The organism is Methylopila musalis (genome assembly GCF_042679725.1).
In the GTDB taxonomy this organism is placed as follows: Bacteria; Pseudomonadota; Alphaproteobacteria; order Rhizobiales; family Methylopilaceae; genus Methylopila; species Methylopila musalis.
On the sequence record NZ_JBHTMX010000222.1, the window covers coordinates 1 to 4,327 of the forward strand.

Here is a 4,327-nt window from a genome sequence, read left to right on the forward strand (position 1 = left end):
GGGCGCGGCGAGCGCCGCGTCCACGTCCGCCGCCGTGCAGGCGGAGACCTCGGCCAGCGTGCGGCCGTCGATCGGGCTGATGGCGGCGAAGACGGCGCCGTCCGCCGCCGGCCGGTACGCGCCGTCGATGAAGGCGCGGCCTTCGAGCGGCTTTTCGGTCAGCGCGCGGGCGCGGGGACCCCAGTCGGCGGTCTCGGGGGATGACGTCACGGGATGAGGCTCCGGAGGATTCGCGAGGGCGTCCGCGCTCATTCTAGCGGGCGGGGCGGGGCGCGAAAGGCGCCCGTCACCAGATGCGCGTCACCCGGTAGCCGCTGCGGCGCACCAGCTCCACCAGCCCCTGCGGCCCCGGAAGGTGCAGGGCGCCCACCGCCAGAAAGGCCGCGCCCTGCTCCAGCAGCGGTTTCGCCCGGTCGAGCATGGCGGCGTTGCGGCGGGTGATGAAGGCGGAAAGGAAGTCGGCGTAGCCGTCCGCGTCGAACAGCCCGGCCCAGGCGGGGCCGCGCATGGCGAGCAGATAGCCGATGCGGCGGCTGCGGTAGAGCGCGGAGATGGTGCTCTCCACGTCCTCGGGCCTCAGGTTCTTGTCGGCGGCGTCCTGCAGCATGCGCAGCGCCACCGCGTCCGGCACGGAGGCGAGCGCCGCCACCTGCTCCGCCGGCGTCTCCAGCGCCACGATCCGCGAGCCCTGCTCCTGCGCCAGCCGCTCGATGCGGGCGTCCGCCGTCTCGGGATCGGCGGCGCCGTCCTGGCCGGCGCAGCGGGAGCGGGACAGCGCGAGCGCGAGATACCAGGGCTGCATCTGGTCGGCGATCGCGGCCGACACCCCGAGCGCGGCGATGCGGCGCTCCACCCGGGCGCGGGTTCCGGCCGGCAGCAGCTCCAGCGAGCCTCCGCCCGGCCGGAAGGACCGGTCGGCGACGAGCCGCCGCAGCTGCTGCGCCACCCGACGGGTGCTCGCGCCCGGCAGCTCCATGGCGACCACCTGCGAGCGGGCGAGCGCCTTCGTCACCAGCGCGCCGAAGTCCTTCGCGCCGGCCTCGCTCGAATGCATGGTGCCGAAGAGATAGGAGACGCGCCCGCCGGCGCGATCCACCCGCCACAGCAGGCCCTGCCCGTTGGCGACGCCGCGGGCCGCGCTCTCGAAGGTCTCGAAACCGGCCGGATCGTTCGCCTGCAGCGCCTGCACCAGATCGACCCCGGCGCAGGGCGGGGGGGCGTCCATACGGGCGTTGGCCGGCGGCTCGCTGGCGAGGACCGGGGCGACGCTGAGGCCGAGCGCGACGATCGCCACGCCCATGCGTGGCGCGCCCAGTCTCCAGCCTCTCGGTCCCGCCGTCGTCGACGCCGCCATAACCGTGGAGCTTGAGCCCGTTTCGGGCCCGCGCCAACGGTTTTCTCGGGAGGGCGGCCTTGCCGCCCGCGAAGGGCTCAGGCCGCGGCGGCGAGGTCCTGCACGCGGGAGACGGTAGCGTCGGCTTCGAGGTCGTAGACGATCGGCGCGCCGGTGAGCAGCTCGCGCTTCAGCAGCGTCTCGGGCGTCAGCCCCTCCAGCACCATGATCAGCGCGCGCAGCGAGTTGCCGTGGGCGGTGACGAGCGTCTGCTCGCCGCGCAGCACCCGCGGCAGGATCTCCTGCACGTAATAGGGCAGCACGCGGGCGACGGTGTCCTTCAGGCTCTCGCCGCCGGGGGGCGGCACGTCGTAGGAGCGGCGCCACAGCAGCACCTGATCCTCGCCGAAGCTCTTGCGGGCCTCGTCCTTGTTCAGGCCGGTGAGGTCGCCGTAGTCGCGCTCGTTCAGCGCCTCATGCTCGACGGTCGCCACGTCCGGCTGGCCAAGCTCGGCCAGCAGGAGCTGGCCGGTGCGCTGGGCGCGGCGCAGCTTGGAGGTGAAGGCCACGTCGAAGCGCAGGCCCTCGGTCTTCAGCCGCTGGCCGGCGGCCTTCGCCTCCGCGACGCCGCGCTCGGTCAGGTCGGGATCCTTCCAGCCTGTGAACAGGTTCTTCAGGTTCCACTCGCTCTGGCCGTGGCGGACGAGGACGAGACGACGTTGCATGCGACAGCGCTCCGCGGAGGTCGATCTGGCCGGCGGGCCGCTCGGGCCGCCTGTGGCGATGCTTAGCCCGGACGCGCGCGCTTTGCACGAATCTTTGCGCCGCCTTCAGCCTTCGTGAAGACCGAGCACGTCCGCCATGCCGTAATGGCCGGGCTTGCGGCGGAAGCCCCACAGCGCGGCCTTCACCGCGCCGCGGGCGAAGATCATGCGGTCCTCGGCGCGGTGGCTGAGCTCGACCCGCTCGCCGGCGCCGGCGAGGATGACGGTGTGGTCGCCCACCACCGAGCCGCCGCGCAGGGTGGCGAAGCCGATCGTGCCCTCGACCCGGGCGCCGGTGTGGCCGTCGCGCGTCCGCACCGACTGCTCCGCGAGCGAGACGTCGCGCCCCTCGGCGGCGGCCTGTCCCAGCAGCAGCGCGGTGCCGGACGGCGCGTCCACCTTGGCGCGGTGGTGCATCTCCAGCACCTCGATGTCCCAGTCCGGCCCGAGCGCTTTCGCCGCCTGCCGGACGAGCGCCGCCAGCAGGTTGACGCCGAGGCTCATGTTGCCGGAGCGGATGACGACCGCGTGCCGGGCCGCGGCGTCCACGCTGTCGATGTGGGCTGGCGAGAATCCGGTGGTGCCGATGACGTGGACGATGCGCGCCTGCGCGGCGAGCTCCGCCAGCGCCACGGTCGCCTCGGGCGCGGTGAAGTCGAGCAGGCCGTCGGCGGCGGCGACCAGCGGCAGCGCGTCGTCGGTGACGCTCACGCCGAGCGGGTCGACGCCCGCGAGATCGCCCGCGTCCCGGCCGAGATGCTCCGAGCCCGGCCGCTCCAGCGCGCCGGCGAGCTCGGCGCCTTCGGTCTCGGCCACGGCGCGGATCAGCGCGCGGCCCATGCGGCCGGAGGCTCCGGCGACGATCAGGCGCATTGGCGGTCAGGCTCCCTGCTGGTCGGTCGCGGGGCCTATAGCATCCGCGAGGGGCGAGCGCGAGCCGCCGGGCGAGGTTCGATCTGGAGTCGTTCCAAGTGCTTGAACTCTCTGAGACCCTCGTTGACGCGGCTTCGCCGCGCGACTACCAGCGGACAGGCTGCGCGATGTCCGCGAGAGGGCGCGCGTTCAGGCCGTGCGCCCCAGGGATACGATCATGACGACCGCCAGCCTTTTCGCCCGCTTCGCAACGGCCACGCTGCTGGCCGCCGCCTCGGCTCCGGCCTTCGCCGCCGAGCTCAACCTCTACACCACGCGCGAGCCCGGCCTGATGCAGCCGCTGCTCGACGCCTACACCACCAGCACCGGGACCAAGGTCAACGCCATCTTCATCAAGGACGGGCTGGCCGAGCGCGTGGCCGCCGAGGGCGCCAACTCCCCGGCCGACGTGCTGATGACGGTGGACTTCGGCCGCCTGATCGATCTGGTGGACAAGGGCCTCGCCCAGAAGGTGTCGTCCAAGACGCTGGAGGCGGCGGTGCCGGCCCAGTTCCGCGATCCGGACGGCCAGTGGTTCGGCCTCTCGGCCCGCGCCCGCGTGGCCTATGTCTCGAAGGAGCGGCTCGGCGACCTGAAGGCGCTGACCTACGAGGAGCTGGCGGACCCGAAGTACAAGGGCAAGATCTGCATCCGCTCGGGCCAGCACCCCTACAACACCTCGCTGATCGCGGCGGTCATCACCCGTGACGGCGCCGAGGCGGCCAAGACCTGGCTCACCGGCTTCAAGGCCAATCTGGCCCAGAAGCCCGCCGGCGGCGACCGCGACGGCGCGCGCGACATCCTGGCGGGCGTCTGCGACATCGCCATCGGCAACTCCTACTACGTGGGCCTGATGCGCGCGGGCAAGGGCGGCGCCGAGCAGAAGGGCTGGGCCGAAGCCATCAACGTGGTGCTGCCCACCTTCGCCAAGGGCGGCACCCATGTGAACGTGTCCGGCGCCGCGGTGGCCAAGAACGCGCCGAACCGCGACGAGGCGGTGAAGTTCCTCGAGTTCCTCGTCTCCGACGAGGCGCAGGGCGTGTTCGCGCAGGCGAACTACGAGTACCCGATCAAGGTGGGCGCGCCGGTCGATCCGATCCTCGCCGAGTTCGGAGCGCTGCAGCCCGACCAGACCCCGCTCGTCGACATCGCCCGCAACCGCAAGGCGGCGTCCACGCTGGTCGATCAGGTCGGCTTCGACAACTGAACCGCCGCGCGCCCTGGTGACCGTCGAGGCCGCGGTCCTCCCCGCGGACGCGGCGCCCCCGCGTCCGGGGCGGCGCTGGCTCGCCGCCAGCGTCGTCGTGGCGCTGCTCGC

General features: G+C 73.1%; 4 protein-coding genes and 1 pseudogene. 1 reads left to right on the forward strand and 4 read right to left on the reverse strand.

What is annotated here, in order from left to right; all coding sequences use genetic code 11:
• From ACFQ4O_RS15520 to dapB, 4 genes and pseudogenes are all read right to left on the reverse strand, one after another.
• Positions 1 to 210, reverse strand: a pseudogene (locus ACFQ4O_RS15520) (hypothetical protein); the annotation flags it as partial.
• Between the two features lie 76 nt (positions 211 to 286).
• A complete protein-coding gene (locus tag ACFQ4O_RS15525) occupies positions 287 to 1,300 on the reverse strand; it encodes a TraB/GumN family protein (protein ID WP_378776936.1) in 1,014 nt (337 codons plus the stop codon).
• A 131-nt stretch (positions 1,301 to 1,431) separates the two neighbouring features.
• Positions 1,432 to 2,058, reverse strand: coding sequence for a 2,3-bisphosphoglycerate-dependent phosphoglycerate mutase (locus ACFQ4O_RS15530; RefSeq protein ID WP_378776938.1), 627 nt, complete (start codon positions 2,056 to 2,058; stop codon positions 1,432 to 1,434).
• A 105-nt stretch (positions 2,059 to 2,163) separates the two neighbouring features.
• Complete coding sequence (gene dapB / locus ACFQ4O_RS15535) at positions 2,164 to 2,970, reverse strand: 4-hydroxy-tetrahydrodipicolinate reductase (RefSeq protein WP_378776940.1); 807 nt, start codon at positions 2,968 to 2,970, stop codon at positions 2,164 to 2,166.
• Positions 2,971 to 3,187: 217 nt separating this feature from the next.
• Between dapB and ACFQ4O_RS15540 the strand changes: the two genes are divergently transcribed.
• A complete protein-coding gene (locus ACFQ4O_RS15540) occupies positions 3,188 to 4,216 on the forward strand; it encodes a Fe(3+) ABC transporter substrate-binding protein (RefSeq protein ID WP_378776942.1) in 1,029 nt (342 codons plus the stop codon).
• The last annotated feature ends 111 nt before the right edge of the window (positions 4,217 to 4,327 follow it).